The 13,436-nt window shown below is 68.7% G+C and carries 19 protein-coding genes; 14 read left to right on the top strand and 5 right to left on the bottom strand.

Going from position 1 to position 13,436, the window contains the following annotated elements; genetic code table 11:
* Positions 1-226 precede the first annotated feature (226 nt).
* Both FNM00_RS15595 and FNM00_RS15590 read left to right on the top strand, forming a co-directional pair.
* Positions 227-1,264, top strand: coding sequence for an LLM class flavin-dependent oxidoreductase (locus FNM00_RS15595; protein WP_143914473.1), 1,038 nt, complete (start codon positions 227-229; stop codon positions 1,262-1,264).
* Positions 1,265-1,352: 88 nt separating this feature from the next.
* On the top strand, positions 1,353-1,784 hold the full coding sequence (locus FNM00_RS15590) for a hypothetical protein (protein WP_143914472.1): 432 nt from the start codon (positions 1,353-1,355) through the stop codon (positions 1,782-1,784).
* Between the two features lie 10 nt (positions 1,785-1,794).
* Here the strand turns inward: FNM00_RS15590 and FNM00_RS15585 are convergent, their stop codons facing one another.
* Genes FNM00_RS15585 through FNM00_RS15570 form a run of 4 tightly spaced genes read right to left on the bottom strand, consistent with a single transcriptional unit; the run spans position 1,795 to position 4,548 of the window.
* Positions 1,795-2,232: a VOC family protein gene (locus FNM00_RS15585; protein WP_143914471.1), complete on the bottom strand. Its 438-nt coding sequence runs from the start codon at positions 2,230-2,232 to the stop codon at positions 1,795-1,797.
* Positions 2,233-2,241: 9 nt separating this feature from the next.
* A complete protein-coding gene (locus FNM00_RS15580) occupies positions 2,242-2,685 on the bottom strand; it encodes a helix-turn-helix domain-containing protein (RefSeq protein WP_143914470.1) in 444 nt (147 codons plus the stop codon).
* A complete protein-coding gene (locus FNM00_RS15575) occupies positions 2,682-3,242 on the bottom strand; it encodes an isochorismatase family protein (RefSeq protein ID WP_143914469.1) in 561 nt (186 codons plus the stop codon). Before FNM00_RS15575 ends, FNM00_RS15580 begins: the two co-directional genes overlap by 4 nt.
* A gap of 1 nt (position 3,243) precedes the next feature.
* Positions 3,244-4,548, bottom strand: a complete 1,305-nt coding sequence (locus FNM00_RS15570; protein ID WP_143914468.1) for a nicotinate phosphoribosyltransferase — start codon at positions 4,546-4,548, stop codon at positions 3,244-3,246.
* Between the two features lie 72 nt (positions 4,549-4,620).
* On the opposite strand from FNM00_RS15570, the gene clpS reads away from it, so the two are divergent.
* The 5 genes from clpS to FNM00_RS15545 all read left to right on the top strand — a co-directional run bounded on the left by clpS (position 4,621) and on the right by FNM00_RS15545 (position 7,342).
* A complete protein-coding gene (gene clpS / locus FNM00_RS15565) occupies positions 4,621-4,932 on the top strand; it encodes an ATP-dependent Clp protease adapter ClpS (RefSeq protein ID WP_140400134.1) in 312 nt (103 codons plus the stop codon).
* Positions 4,929-5,495 (top strand): DUF2017 domain-containing protein, encoded by a 567-nt coding sequence (locus tag FNM00_RS15560; protein WP_143914467.1) that lies wholly within the window; start codon positions 4,929-4,931, stop codon positions 5,493-5,495. The genes clpS and FNM00_RS15560 overlap by 4 nt, the downstream gene beginning before the upstream one ends.
* A 136-nt stretch (positions 5,496-5,631) precedes the next feature.
* Positions 5,632-6,081 carry a M67 family metallopeptidase gene (locus tag FNM00_RS15555; protein ID WP_143914466.1) on the top strand — a complete coding sequence of 150 codons (450 nt, stop codon included), beginning with the start codon at positions 5,632-5,634 and terminating at the stop codon, positions 6,079-6,081.
* Between the two features lie 30 nt (positions 6,082-6,111).
* Positions 6,112-6,390 (top strand): MoaD family protein, encoded by a 279-nt coding sequence (locus tag FNM00_RS15550; protein WP_087624303.1) that lies wholly within the window; start codon positions 6,112-6,114, stop codon positions 6,388-6,390.
* 1 nt (position 6,391) lies between these two features.
* Positions 6,392-7,342 (top strand): PLP-dependent cysteine synthase family protein, encoded by a 951-nt coding sequence (locus FNM00_RS15545; protein ID WP_221933772.1) that lies wholly within the window; start codon positions 6,392-6,394, stop codon positions 7,340-7,342.
* A 20-nt stretch (positions 7,343-7,362) separates the two neighbouring features.
* Here the strand turns inward: FNM00_RS15545 and FNM00_RS15540 are convergent, their stop codons facing one another.
* Positions 7,363-7,686, bottom strand: a complete 324-nt coding sequence (locus tag FNM00_RS15540; protein WP_143914464.1) for a TfoX/Sxy family protein — start codon at positions 7,684-7,686, stop codon at positions 7,363-7,365.
* A gap of 73 nt (positions 7,687-7,759) precedes the next feature.
* Between FNM00_RS15540 and FNM00_RS15535 the strand changes: the two genes are divergently transcribed.
* The 7 genes from FNM00_RS15535 (at position 7,760) to rdgB (ending at position 13,394) form a co-directional block, all read left to right on the top strand.
* Positions 7,760-8,737, top strand: coding sequence for a ribose-phosphate diphosphokinase (locus tag FNM00_RS15535; protein WP_143914463.1), 978 nt, complete (start codon positions 7,760-7,762; stop codon positions 8,735-8,737).
* A gap of 70 nt (positions 8,738-8,807) precedes the next feature.
* Positions 8,808-9,614 carry a glutamate racemase gene (murI, locus tag FNM00_RS15530; RefSeq protein WP_143914462.1) on the top strand — a complete coding sequence of 269 codons (807 nt, stop codon included), beginning with the start codon at positions 8,808-8,810 and terminating at the stop codon, positions 9,612-9,614.
* Positions 9,611-10,384 (top strand): MBL fold metallo-hydrolase, encoded by a 774-nt coding sequence (locus FNM00_RS15525; protein ID WP_143914461.1) that lies wholly within the window; start codon positions 9,611-9,613, stop codon positions 10,382-10,384. Before murI ends, FNM00_RS15525 begins: the two co-directional genes overlap by 4 nt.
* A 22-nt stretch (positions 10,385-10,406) precedes the next feature.
* A complete protein-coding gene (locus tag FNM00_RS15520; RefSeq protein ID WP_143914460.1) occupies positions 10,407-10,973 on the top strand; it encodes a sortase family protein in 567 nt (188 codons plus the stop codon).
* Between the two features lie 151 nt (positions 10,974-11,124).
* On the top strand, positions 11,125-11,943 hold the full coding sequence (locus FNM00_RS15515) for a hypothetical protein (protein ID WP_143914459.1): 819 nt from the start codon (positions 11,125-11,127) through the stop codon (positions 11,941-11,943).
* Positions 11,944-12,069: 126 nt separating this feature from the next.
* Positions 12,070-12,789 (top strand): ribonuclease PH, encoded by a 720-nt coding sequence (gene rph, locus FNM00_RS15510; RefSeq protein ID WP_143914458.1) that lies wholly within the window; start codon positions 12,070-12,072, stop codon positions 12,787-12,789.
* Entirely contained in the window at positions 12,786-13,394 is a 609-nt protein-coding gene (rdgB, locus tag FNM00_RS15505) for an RdgB/HAM1 family non-canonical purine NTP pyrophosphatase (RefSeq protein ID WP_143914457.1), read from the top strand. The genes rph and rdgB overlap by 4 nt, the downstream gene beginning before the upstream one ends.
* Positions 13,395-13,436: the final 42 nt, after the last annotated feature.

Below are 13,436 nucleotides of genomic sequence, written 5' to 3'. Positions count from 1 at the left end.
GGTGGGCGGTGGGTTACGCACCTCTCACGGCGGTCGAGGGGTGCGTAAGTCACCGCTCGACGTGGGGAGGGGTCGGGAGAGGTGTGTAAGTCACCGCTCGACGTGGGGAGGGGTCGGGAGAGGTGTGTAAGTCACCGCTCGACGTGGGGAGGGGTCGGGAGAGGTGTGTACGTCACCGTCCAGGTGGCGAGGGTGGAGCGTTGGTGCTCGGTGGGAGAGTGGAGGGGTGAAGCTCTCGGTCCTGGATCTCGTTCCCGTCCGCAGCGATCAGACCTCCGGCGACGCGCTCGCCGCGACGGTCGAGCTCGCCCAAGCCGCCGATGCTGCGGGATTCGAGCGGTACTGGGTGGCGGAGCACCACAACATGCCGGCGGTCGCGGCGACCTCGCCTCCGGTCCTCATCGCCCACCTCGGGGCCCATACCGAGCGGATCCGGCTCGGATCCGGCGGTGTGATGCTGCCCAATCACGCTCCGCTGGCGGTCGCGGAGCAGTTCGCACTGCTGGAGGCCGCGCATCCCGGACGGATCGACCTCGGCATCGGCCGCGCGCCCGGTTCAGACCCCGTGACCTCCTGGGCCTTGCGAGGCGCCGCCGGTCGCGATGACTCCGATATCGAGAAGTTCCCCCAGTACCTCGACGATGTCATGGCCCTCATGGGTCCCGACGGGGTGCGGGTCCCGGTGCCGCGTCAGCAGTACATCCTCAAGGCCACGCCCGCCGCCTCGGGCCGGCCGGTGATGTGGCTCCTCGGCTCCTCCATGTACTCGGCGCATCTCGCCGCCGCCAAGGGGCTGCCCTATGTCTTCGCCCACCACTTCTCCGGACAGGGCACGGCCGAGGCGCTCGCGACGTACCGCAGCGAGTTCCGCCCGAGCGACTACGCGAGCGAGCCCCGGACCTTCCTGACCGTCAACGCGGCGGTCGCGGCGACCGAGGAGGAGGCCGCCGCGCTCATGCTCCCGAATCTCATCACGATGGCGCGCCTGCGCACCGGCAAGCCGCTGATCCCGCTGCAACTCGTCGAGGAGGCGCGGGCGATGGAGCTGTCGGAGGTCGAACAGTCGGTCGTCGACGCGGGCCTCGCTCGCGCCGTCATGGGGACGCCGGAGCAGGCCGCGGTACAGACACGCGACCTTGCCGAGCGCTTCGAGGTCGACGAGGTCATGATCCATCCGGTCGCCTCCGCCCACGAGGGCACCGACCCGCGGTCCTCGCCGGCGCGGGTCGAGACCCTGCGACTCCTCGCCGCCGCCCTGACCTGATCGGTCCGGGGCGAGCGTGGCGGGAGTCTTCTGCTCCCGTTCACCTGGTCATCGCCGAGCGTTCGTCCGAGCTCGCCAGGGTGTGAGCATGACCGGCATCCGTCATCGTCATATCGCCCGGGCCTCCCGCACGGGCATGCTGCTCGCAGTCTCAGGAGCGACCGCCATGGCCGCCGCCGCGCTCCTCACGGTGAATCCGACCAAGGCCTATGCCGAGCAAGCTTCCCCCACGGACGTCGACGGATCGTCGACTGTGAGGGTGCAGGTGCTCACTCCCCGGATCGAGGCGGGCGACACAGCCCGGTTCGTCGTCGGGGTCAGCGCCGAGGGCGCGCGTCCCGACGGCGAGGTACAGCTGCGGATCGGGGACCGGATCGTGACGAGGGAGCTCGTGGTCGGTACCGCGAGCGTCAACGTCCGCCTGGACGAGCCCGGCGCCGTCGAGGTGCGTGCGCGGCACCTCGATGACGCCTCCTCGCACGCACGATGGAGCGACGCCACCATCATCGACGTGCGGTGAGAGCGAGTGCTCAGCCCTTCCAGTCGGCCATCTCCTCGATCGGGCGGATCTGTCCGATGCGCAAGGCATTGCCGAAGGGATCCCGGATACCCATGTCGCGGCCGTAGCCCATGTCGGTCGGCGGCTGGGTGATGGTCACGCCGGCGGCGGCCAGACGTTCGTGGAGCGCGTCGACGTCGTCGGTCGAGAAGCCGATCCAACCACCCCCGGCTCCCTTGGCGACGAGGGCCACGATCTCCTCGGCGGTCGCCGGGTCGTGGGCCGGCGGTCCGGGGCGTTCCAGCAGGATCTCCCGGTCGTCGCCAGGCGCGACGACGGTGAGCCAGCGCATGAAGCCGAGATCGGCGTCGACGGCGACTTCGAGGCCGAGTACTCCGACGTAGAAGCCGAGTGCCTCGTCCTGGTCGGTCACGAAGATGGAGGAGAGCCTGGTGCGTGTGATCGTCATGACGACAACCTAGGCTCTGGACGCGTCGCCTCGCTTCTCCGAAATCGACGAGTTCGCCGGATGGGTCGCGGTGGACGGGCGCATCCAGCTCATGGTGAAGCACCCCAGGGACCGGGGGAGCGGGCCGCGGCGGCGATGCGCCGTCGGCGACTCGCCGACGATTGTGCTGAAGGTGCGGGTGAAGCTGCCGAGGCTCGTGAATCCGACCTGCGCGCAGATCTCGGTGACAGGCGCGTCGGTGCCGCGTAGCAGGAACATGGCTCGTTCGACACGGCGGCGTTGCAGATAGCGATGGGGGGTCTCGCCGAAGACCCGCGCGAAGGTCCGGATCAGATGATCGGGTGAGAGATGGGAGTCCGCGGCCAGTGTCTCGATGTCCAGCGCGGAGCCGTAGTCGGCATCGATCCGGTCGCGGACGGCGAGCATCCGCCGATTGGTAAGCGCCTCGCTCATGTGAAGGCGATGCCGGCCTCGGCCCATTCGGCCTCGACCCGGTCGAGACGATCGGGATGGACGGCCGCGGTGTAGTCGCGCAGCACCGTGACCGCTAGCCCGGCCTTCGCGGCGTCCAGCGCTGTCGCCCGCACGCAATAGTCGGTGGCGATCCCGGCGATGTCGACCGCCTCGATCCCGTGCGCTCGCAGATAGGTCGGGAGCTCGGTCCCGGTCGACGTGACGCCCTCGAAACCCGAATAGCCCGCGGAGTACTCGCCCTTGTCGAAGATCGCGTCGAAGCTCCGTGAGGTGAGGGGCGCGTGCAGATCGGCTCCCGTCGTGTCCGCGACACAGTGCGGCGGCCACGAGTCGACGAAGTCCGGGTGCTCTGAGAAGTGCGGACCGGGATCGATGTGGTGATCGCGGGTGGCGATGACGGTGGCGTAGTCCGCCCGGGACTCGTCGATCAACCCGGCGACATCCTGGGCGACCTGGGCCCCGCCGGTCACGGCGAGTGAGCCGCCCTCGCAGAAGTCGTTCTGGACATCGACGACGATGAGGGCCTTGGTGGGCATGTCAGCGCTCCTCGTACTGGGTGGGGATGGCGGGGTCGCCCTTGCTCAGGCGCAGACCGGTGGCGGGCAGCTCGTGCAGTGCGGCGTGGCGTCGGGCACGCGCGTCACCGAGCGTGCCGAGATCCTGCAGCACTCCGTCGCGCACCAGCGGCACGAGCAGTTCGCGGTCGTCGTGATCCGTGGCCGGCGGCTCGCCGATGCCGATGACCTCGGCTGTAGCCACGTCGTTCTCGCGCCGGCGGACCGCGTACTTGCGTCCGCCGACCGAGATCTTGTCTTTGCTCTTCTTGGCCACAGGAACCATGGTGCCCCCGTCGTCCTCACGGGCCACGAGCTTGTAGACGAAGCCGCTCGTCGGGACCCCCGAGCCGGTGACGAGGGACGTGCCGACCCCGTAGCCGTCGATGGGCGCCACCGCCAGAGCCGCGATCGCGTGCTCGTCGAGATCGCTGGTCACCGTGATGCGGGTCGAGGTCGCGCCGAGCCCGTCGAGCTGTGCACGGACCTCCGCGGCGACCTGGGCGAGATCTCCCGAATCCAGTCTCACCGCCCCCAATCCGGTCCCGCCGGCGGCGATCGCGTTGCGGACGCCCTCGGCGATGTCGTAGGTGTCGACCAGCAGCGTCGTGTCGCTGCCCAATGCGGCGATCTGCGCCTCGAAGGCCTCGCGCTCGGTGTCGTGCACGAGGGTGAAGGCATGGGCCGCGGTGCCCGTGGTGGGTATTCCATAGGTGCGGCCGGCCTCGAGATTGGAGGTCGCCGCGAAACCGGCGATATACGCCGCGCGAGCAGCGGCGACAGCAGCATCTTCATGCGTGCGTCGTGAGCCCATCTCGATGCAGGGACGGTCTCCGGCGCTCGCGATCATCCGTGCCCCAGCGGTCGCGATCGCGGAGTCGTGGTTGAGGATCGACAGCACCATGGTCTCCAGGACGACGCACTCGGCGAATGTGCCCTCGACGACGAGGACGGGAGAGCCGGGGAAGTAGAGCTCGCCTTCCGGGTAACCCCAGATATCGCCGCCGAACCGGAAATCGGCCAGCCACGCAGCGGTGGTCGCGTCGATCACGCCGCTGTCCCGCAGGAACCGCACCTCGTCGTCGCCGAACCGGAAGTCCGCGATCGCCTCGAGAATCCTTCCGGTGCCGGCCACGACGCCGTACCGCCGGCCGCCGCTCAGACGCCGGGTGAACATCTCGAAGACACTGCGCCGGGAGGCGCGGCCATCGGCGAGCGTGGCGTGCAGCATCGTCAGCTCGTAGCGATCGGTGAGCAAGGCCGTCGAACGGTCCGGGTGCGTCCCCATGCGCCCGAGCATAGATCGGTGTGCCGTGCGGTGGTGGCGCCGTGGTCACCGCGCGTCCGCCACAATGGGGTGGTGACCGTCTCAGCCACCGGCCCCGCGCCCGCGGAGATCGCTCCCGACACCGATCTCGAGTTCGGCGTCGAATTGGAGGATCCCTGGGTCACGATCGTGTGGAACGATCCGGTCAATCTGATGTCATATGTCGCCTTCGTGTTCCGGACCTACTTCGGCTACACCGAGGAGAAGGCGACCGAGCTGATGCTCGCGGTGCATCACGAGGGCAAGGCGATCGTCTCCAGCGGTCGGCGTGAGGAGCAAGAGCGTCACGTCCAGGCGATGCACGAGTACGGATTGTGGTCCACCTTGGAGAGGGCAGAGCTGTGACTCCGTTCATCAGGCGGCGGGGTAGCGTCGTCGGGAGCTTCGAGCAGAACGAAGCCCAGCTGCTGGCGAATCTGGCCGCGCAGGTGGTCGAGCTGTTGCGCGACCGCAATGGCGAGTCCGAGTCGTCCGCGGACCCGCTCGCCGCGATGGTCGGCATGAACGGACCGGTGCTGCCTCCGGAGGACCCGGTTCTCGCCCGCCTCCTGCCCGATGCGTACGCCGATGACCCCGAGGACGCCGCGGAGTTCCGGCGTTACACCGAGCAGACGCTGACCTCGGCCAAGGTCGCCAATGCCGAGTCCCTCATCGGGGCCCTGGCCGAGGGCGGCATGGGAGCCGGCGAGGATGTCGATGTGGAGGTGGAGCTGGACGAAGGACAGACGCTTGCCTGGTTGCGGGCCTTCACCGACGTGCGCATCGCGCTGGCGGTGCGATTGGGCATCGAGAGCGATGAGGACGCCGAACGCCTCGCCGAGGACGCCGATCCCGCCACGGCCGCCATGGCCGATGTCTACGACTGGCTGGGGTTCGTCCAGGAGACCCTGGTCCAGGCCGCGGAGTGACGCACTTGACCGAGATGTGCTCCTAGATCGTCAATGGGAGCTCCCTGCGGTCGACGGAATCGAAGCACATCTCGGTACAAGTCCGTTGGGTGGACAGGGTGCGGGGGAGCCGCAGGACGCCGATAGGCTGGTCGACGTGTTGACCATCGACCGCGCCACCTACGACGCGATCATCGCGCACGCGCGTCGCGACCATCCCGACGAGGCCTGCGGCGTCGTCGCCGGCCCCATCGGGTCCGATCGTCCCGCGAGGTTCATCCCGATGCTGAACGCCGCGATGTCGCCCACGTTCTACGAGTTCGACTCCGGTGACCTGCTGAAGCTCTATCGGGAGATGGACGACAACGACGAGGAGCCCGTCGTCATCTACCACTCGCACACGGCCACCGAAGCCTATCCCTCGCGCACCGACATCAATCTCGCCGCCGAGCCGGGCGCGCACTATGTCCTCGTCTCGACCCGCGACGGAGCCGACGCCGAGGGCACGCCGATCGACTTCCGGAGCTACCGGATCTCGGGCGGCGAGGTGATCGAGGAAGAAGTCCGGGTCGTCGAGCGTTACACCGACAGCAGCACCCCCGAGTAGTCCAGCACTCACAGAGAAGGCAGAAGTCTGATGGCCATCGAGGTCCGTATCCCCACGATCCTGCGCACCTACACCGACGGTGAGCGTGCCGTCGACGCGTCGGGCGATTCGATCCAGGCGTTGATCGAGGATCTCGAGTCACGCCACGCGGGCATCGGTGAGCGTCTGCTGGAGGACGGCGAGGTGCGCCGATTCGTCAACATCTATGTCAACGACGAGGACATCCGCTTCACCGGTGGCCTGTCCACCGAGCTCTCCGACGGCGACACCGTCGTCATCCTGCCGGCCGTCGCCGGCGGCGCGCGCTGACGTGGCGCGATACGACTCGCTGGTCGACTCGGTCGGCCGCACCCCGTTGGTCGGTCTGCCGACGCTCTCGCCCTCGCCGGAGGTGCGGCTGTGGGCCAAGCTCGAGGATCGTAACCCCACCGGTTCGATCAAGGATCGAGCCGCCCTCGCGATGATCGAGGCGGCCGAGGCGGACGGCCGGCTCACGCCCGGCTCCACGATCCTGGAGCCGACGAGCGGCAATACCGGCATCTCGCTGGCGATGGTCGCCTCACAGCGCGGTTACCGGCTGATCTGCGTCATGCCGGAGAACACCTCCGAGGAGCGGCGTCTGCTCCTGCGGATGTGGGGCGCGGAGATCATCGCCTCCCCGGCAGCCGGTGGCTCCAACGAGGCCGTGCGCGTGGCGAAGGGTCTCGCTGCGGAGCATCCCGACTGGGTGATGCTCTACCAGTACGGCAATCCGGCCAATGCGGAGGCGCACTACCGCGGCACGGCACCGGAGATCCATGCCGATCTGCCGGAGATCACGCACTTCGTCGGCGGGCTCGGGACGACGGGCACGTTGATGGGCGTCGGCCGCTACTTCCGTGAGCACCGGCCCGAAGTCCGGATCGTCGCCGCCGAGCCGCGCTATGGCGAGCTGGTCTACGGGCTGCGCAATCTCGCCGAGGGCTTCGTGCCGGAGCTCTACGACGAGTCGCTCATCGACTCCCGGTTCAGCGTCGGGCCGCGCGACGCGGTGCGGCGCGTGCGGGAGTTGGTGGAGCGTGAGGGCATCTTCGCGGGCATCTCCACGGGGGCGATCCTGCACGCTGCGCTCGCCCAGGCGGCCAAGAGCGTCACGGCGGGGGAGCGGGCCGAGATCTGCTTCATCGTGTGCGATGGCGGCTGGAAGTACCTGTCGACCGGCGCCTATGAGGGCACCCTCGACGAGGCCGAGGATCGCCTCGACGGCCAGCTCTGGGCCTGATCTCACGTCGCCGGGTTCCGTCAGCGCGAGGCCCGGGCGGCGCGGACGGCATGCTCGAGCCACGGCTCGAGGGTCTCCGCCGCTGTGCTGGCATCGGCCTCGATTCGCAGCCAGCCACGGAGCTCGCTCCCGCGCATGATCCACGGGCCCGCGAGCGGATCGGTCGCGAGCTGGTCGCGTTCCTCGGGGTCCACACGTAGCAGCAGACCGTCATCGGTCGCCGCGACGGCCATGGCGCCTCCGACGAGGAAGGCCAGACCACCGAACATGCGCTTCTCGGTGAGATCCGGCTCGGCTATCAGCAGATCGCGCAGGCGATCGGCGAGTTCGAGGTCGTAGGCCATGGTCACAGGATGCCGTGTGCGGAGGGAGTCCACCCGCTTCCCGTGCTCGGGCCGCTCCGTTAGCCTTCGGAGCGTGAACCAGATCGCCGTGTTCTCCGGTAGCGCCCATCCGCAGTTCGCCGACGCGATCTGCGACAACCTCGGGATCACGCGGTCGCCCGCCGATACCCAACGCTTCAGCAACGACTGCCTCCAGGCGCAGTTGCTGGACAACTGCCGGCAGCGCGATGTCTACATCGTCCAGCCGCTCGTCCCGCCGACTCAGGACCATCTGATGGAGTTGCTCCTCATGGTCGATGCCGCGAGGGGCGCCTCGGCGGCCTCGGTCACAGCGGTCATCCCGCACTACGCCTACGCCCGATCGGACAAGAAGGACGCCTCTCGCATCTCGATCGGCGGCAAGCTCGTCGCCGATCTGCTGATGACCGCCGGGGTGAGCCGAGTGATGACGATGACCCTCCACGCACCCCAGGTGCACGGCTTCTTCGGCGTTCCGCTCGATCATCTGACCGCTCTCGGCGAGATCGCCGACTATTACCGCGGGACGGACCTCTCCGATGCGGTGATCGTCTCTCCGGACTTCGGCAACGCCAAGACCGCCTCGCAGCTCGCTCGTCTGCTCGGTATCCCGGTCGCGGCGGGCAGCAAGCAGCGCAAGGCCGACGATCGGGTCGTCATCGACGCGATCGTCGGCGATGTCGCCGGCAAGCGGGCGATCGTGCTCGATGACGAGATCGCGACCGGAGGCTCCATCGTCGAACTCGTGGCGATGCTGGAGCAGCAGCAGGTGAGCGATGTCAGTGTGGCGTGCACACACGGGCTGTTCACCGGCTCAGCGGTCGAGCGGCTGCGCGATCATCCACTCATTCGTGAGGTGGTCGCCACCGACACGGTTCCCCGTCCCGATGACTGGCCAGAACTCCGGGTCCGGTCCGTCGCACCGCTGTTCGCCGAGGCCATCGCGCGGGTGCACGCCGGCGAGTCCGTCTCCAGCCTCTTCGACGGCGTGGACCCGACCCACGCCCCGCCGCAGCCCAAGTTGCCGCTCTGACCAGCACCCGCGGTGGTTCTGCGAGCCTCGATTTTCGCATCGTGTGCCCGGGGTCGTACGCTCAGATGTTGTGGCGGACGCACCCATCGGCATCTTCGATTCCGGCTTCGGCGGACTGACGGTCGCCCGAGCCGTACTCGACCAGCTGCCGCACGAGCCGATCGTGTACCTCGGCGACACCGCCCGGCAGCCCTACGGCCCCAAACCGATCGCCGAGGTGCGCGAATACGCCCTCGACTGCCTGGACCATCTCGTGCGTGAAGGGGTGAAGGCGCTCGTCATCGCCTGCAACTCCGCCAGCGCCGCCGTGTTGCACGATGCGCGCGAGCGCTACGACGTGCCCGTGATCGAGGTGATCGTGCCCGCCGCCCGGCGAGCCGTGAACGCCACCCGCAACGGACGGATCGGCGTGGTCTGCACCCAGGCCACCGCCATCTCGCGGGCCTATGATGATGCCTTCGCCGCCAACCCCGCGATCGACGTGATCACCCAGCCGTGTCCACGCTTCGTCGACTTCGTCGAGGCCGGCGTCACCAGTGGGCCCGAGCTCATGTCGGTCGCGGAGAGCTATCTGCGTCCCGTGAAAGAGTCCGGCGTCGACACGCTCGTGCTCGGGTGCACGCACTACCCGCTCCTGACCGGGGTACTGTCCTACGTCATGGGAGACGGCGTGACCCTGGTGTCCTCGGCCGAGGAGACGGCCAAAGACGTCTTCCGCCTGCTCGTGCGGGAAGGTCTCGAACGCGATCGCTCCCTCGCGCCGCCGCGGCACCGCTTCCTCACTACCGGACAGCCGGAGGAGTTCGCGCGGCTCGGTCGCCGGTTCCTCGGTCCCGAGATCGATTCCGTCGACCAGTTTGCGTGGGTGACAGTGTGAAACTGACGATCATCGGCTGTTCGGGCTCCTTTCCCGGTCCCGACTCGGCGGCGAGTTGCTATCTCGTCGAGGCACCGTACGAGGGGCGCACCTTCCGTATGCTGCTCGACCTCGGCAGCGGTGCGCTCGGGCCCTTGCAGACCTACATCGATCTACGGGAGATCGACGCGATCAGCCTCTCGCACCTGCATCCCGACCACTGCTTCGACATGAGCGGGCTCTATGTGGTCCGCAAGTACCATCCGACCGGGCTCCTGCCGCGGCTGCCGGTGTACGCGCCCGCGGGGAGCGACTGGCATCTGTCCGACGCCTATGGCACGACCAATCCGAACGGCATGACGCTGCCCTTCGAGTTCCGCGATCTGACCGATGGACTCGAGACGACGATCGGACCGTTCACGCTGCGCGCCATGCTGACGAGCCACCCTGTCGCGGCCTACGCGGTCCGCCTCGAGCACGAAGGGCACTCGATCGTCTACTCCGGCGACACCGGCCCGATGGACGAGCTCGCCGGATTCGCCGACGGAGCGGACCTGTTCCTGTGCGAGGCTTCCTTCGTCGACTCGGCCACCAATCCACCCCACCTGCACCTGACCGGATCCGAGGCCGGTCAGATCGCCGCGGAGGCGGGCGTCGGACGGCTGCTCGTCACCCACATCCCGGCGTGGACCGACCGTGCCGAGGTCGAGCGCGACCTGTTGACGACCTACGACGGCGACTACGAGCTGGTCACGGCCGGCCAGGTCTTCGAGCTGTCGACCACACGATGACGGGGGAGGACCCGCGACCGACATGACGTTCAAGGAAACATTGACCCGCCGCTGGCCCTGGTTCGCCGGCGGCGGACTTCTCACGGTCGTCGTGATCGCGGTGCTCGTCGCCGCGCTCGCCGGCGTCTTCAGCTCATCGGAACCGGAACCGGCTCCTCGCGCCTCGGCGGAGATCGCCACGCCCACCACTCCCGCGCCGGAGCCGGAGGTCGACATCGAGACCGTCCAGACCATGCCCTACAGCCCGGTGTGGAATCCGCCGGACGCCGGCGAGAACTTCTGGCAGGTCGTCGATCCCGAGAACGGCTACCCGGAGGACGGCGGGACGGACTATGTGCTCGCGCACGCGTGCGAGGACCAGGGATGCGCCGGCGACGAGGTGCGTACCCTCGATGCCGGCGACGAGCTCACCTATCGCGGCGAGCCGTATGTCGTCGAGGAGAAGCTCGAGATCGCCAAGACCGAGATCGCCGATCAGGACATCTGGACCCACGACCCGGCGCGGCTCGTGGTGATCACCTGCATCCTCGACCCGGAGACCGGCGAGTACCACGAGAACGACATCATCGTGGCCACACGAGCCGCCTGATAGTGGTCCGGTCGTCCCAAGATATGGACCCGATGTGCATATGACGGCTTCCTCATGTTTTGCTAAGTGCGCGGGGTGCGGTCCGACGACCGGCCTCGTCCATTTGCTGAACTCGGCCGCGCGGTGACGTGTGGTCGCACGAAAGGACCACATGCGCATCATCACACGCGCCGCCGTGGCACTGGCCGGAGCGGCGACGCTCGGCCTGGGTCTGGTGGCAGTTCCGGCGACCGCTGCCGAGCTCGGCGACGATCTCGTCGTCGATTTCGGAAACACCACCTTCAAGGCCGGCAGCTGGGGCGAAGGCGTCACCGCCACCGTCGAGGAGGTGCCCGAGGAGGTCGAGACGCTCACGGTCGCCATCGGCTCCATGGGTGAGAACGGCGGCGGCCTCGTTGACGAGGCCGAGGTCGTGCAGCAGGAGGACGGCTCGTGGGTCGGCACTGTCCGGCCGAGCGACGAGTACCCCCCGGTCGCGCCCAATGCCGACGGTTGGCCCAAGTACACCGCGAGCGTCGGATACCAGTACGAGGATGAGGCCGGCGAGACTCAGTACGTCAACGAGAGCATCGAGCTGACGATCACCGAGGGCGTCTCCGTGACCGGTCCGGAGGAGGCGACCGTCGCCGAGCTGGCCGCCGGCATCCCGCTGCAGTTCGCGGGATTCAACTCCGGTGAGGTCGTGACCGGCGATATCCGCTTCTTCAATGAGGACACCGGCGAGGAGGAGTCGATCGGCGACTTCGAGACCGAGCCGCTCGGCCAGGACGGTGCCGGCGAGGGCGTCCTGACGATCACCGGTGCCTCCGTGGGCCAGCAGTTCCGCGTGGTGGCCAGCGGCGAGGCGGGCACTGTGAACTACTACGTCAGGGTGGTCGAGGGTGGCGACGCCCCCGAGGAGCCGCCGGCTCCCGAGCAGCCCGGGCCCGAGCAGCCCCGCAAGCCCGAGCGTGTCGACACGGGAGCCTGAGCACTAGCTCCCTGACACCCGTCGGCTGACGGGCTCCGCACGAAGGCCCTGGACCTCACGGTCCGGGGCCTTCGTCGATCCCGGCCACCGCGCGGGATCGACAGCGCGACCCGATACGGTCGGAGTATGACGCGTGAAGACGGCCGTACCCCCGATCAGCTCCGCCCCATCACCATCACCCGGAACTGGCTCGATCACGCCCAGGGCTCGTGTCTCGTCGAGTTCGGGCGCACCCGGGTGCTGTGCGCCGCGAGCGCGAGCGAGGGAGTGCCGCGCTGGCGCAAGGGATCGGGTCTCGGCTGGGTCACCGCCGAGTACGCCATGCTGCCGCAGGCCACGCACGAGCGGTCGCCGCGCGAGTCCGTCAAGGGCAAGGTCGGTGGCCGCACGCACGAGATCAGCCGGCTCGTGGGCCGCTCCCTGCGCGCGGTGATCGACTACGGCGCTCTCGGCGAGAACACCATCGCCCTCGACTGCGATGTGCTCCAGGCCGATGGCGGCACGCGGACCGCGGCCATCACGGGGGCCTATGTGGCGTTGGCCGATGCCGTGGCCCATCTCGGCCGTGCGGGGGCCCTCACCGGCGACGCGCTCACGGGATCGGTTGCCGCGGTCAGCGTCGGCATCATCGACGGCACGCCGATGCTCGACCTGCCGTATGTCGAGGATGTCCGCGCGGAGACCGATATGAACGTCGTGATGACCGGTGACGGCCGCTTCGTCGAGGTGCAGGGCACCGCCGAGGGAGCGCCGTTCGACAAGGGCGAGCTGGATGCCCTCCTGGAGCTCGCCGGCAAGGGCTGCGCCGATCTGACCGCTCTCCAGCGCGAGGCCCTCGCCCGATGAAGGTCGTGCTGGCGTCGAACAACGCCAAGAAGCTCGATGAGCTGCGGCGCATCCTCGCGCCGCTCGTCCCGGAGGTCGAGGTTCTCGGACTGCGCGATGTCGCCGACTACGACGAGCCGGCCGAGACGGAGCCGACCTTCGAGGGCAACGCTCTCATCAAAGCGCGCGCGGCGCTCGCCGCCACCGGCCTACCCTCGCTCGCCGACGATTCGGGTATCTGCGTCGACGCGCTGAACGGCATGCCCGGCGTGCTGTCGGCACGGTGGTCCGGTGTGCCGAAGGATGAGGGCGGCGACGCGGCCAACAACCGTCTCTTGCTGGCCCAGCTGGCCGATGTGCCCGACGAGCGCCGGAGCGCCTCGTTTCGGTGTGCGATGGCGTTCTGCGCGCCAGGTGTGGAGATCGTGGAGATCGGCGAGATGCCGGGTCGCGTGCTGCACGAGGAGCGTGGAGCGGGCGGCTTCGGCTACGACCCGCTGTTCGCGGCCGACGGCTACGAGGTCTCCACGGCCGAGCTGAGCCGCGAAGACAAGGACGCCATCAGCCACCGCGGTCGTGCCCTGCGCGCCATCGCTCCCCGCATCGCCGACCACCTGCGCTCCTGACGGTCGCCCGGCGGTCGTCCGGAGTCGCCCCTACGGTGGGGC

It is taken from the genome of Aeromicrobium piscarium, assembly GCF_007421815.1.
Classification (GTDB): Bacteria; Actinomycetota; Actinomycetes; order Propionibacteriales; family Nocardioidaceae; genus Aeromicrobium; species Aeromicrobium piscarium.
Note: the sequence above shows the minus strand (reverse complement) of the source record. Positions and strands in the feature narration are given on the sequence as shown.